General features: G+C 63.0%; 1 protein-coding gene. It reads left to right on the forward strand.

Translation table 11 applies throughout. The features are described from left to right. Nucleotides 1-192: 192 nt before the first annotated feature. Complete coding sequence (gene rpsJ / locus FRC98_RS20980) at nt 193-501, forward strand: 30S ribosomal protein S10 (protein ID WP_003803825.1); 309 nt, start codon at nt 193-195, stop codon at nt 499-501. Nucleotides 502-573: the final 72 nt, after the last annotated feature.

A 573-nucleotide genomic window follows, 5' to 3' on the forward strand; every position in this document is an offset into this window, starting at 1 on the left:
GGAATCGGTGTGCCCCCGTGCCAGCACGGGACGACACGCCCGAGTTCGGGGGTCGGAGCTCCAGCAGGGTGAGGAACCCGGATCCTTCCGGATTCAGTCTGCGTGGAGGGGCGCCCACCAGGTGGCGCCATGCACAAGGAGCCCTCGGCTCCGTCACAGGGAAGATCGTTCAAGAAAGAGAGTCACGACGCCATGGCGGGACAGAAAATCCGCATCCGGCTGAAGTCTTATGACCACGAGGTCATCGACGTCTCGGCCCGGAAGATCGTTGAGACGGTGACGCGCGCAGGCGCCACGGTGGTCGGCCCCGTGCCGCTGCCCACGGAGAAGAACGTGTACTGCGTCATCCGCTCGCCGCACAAGTACAAGGACAGCCGTGAGCACTTCGAGATGCGCACGCACAAGCGGCTGATCGACATCATCGACCCCACGCCGAAGGCCGTCGACTCGCTCATGCGCCTCGACCTGCCGGCTGACGTGAACATCGAAATCAAGCTGTAAAGAGGATCGCATCCCAATGACTACCACTTTCGAACGCCAGGTGAAGGGCCTGCTGGGCACGAAGCTCGGCAT

The sequence above is a fragment of the Lujinxingia vulgaris genome, from assembly GCF_007997015.1.
Taxonomy (GTDB): domain Bacteria; phylum Myxococcota_A; class Bradymonadia; order Bradymonadales; family Bradymonadaceae; genus Lujinxingia; species Lujinxingia vulgaris.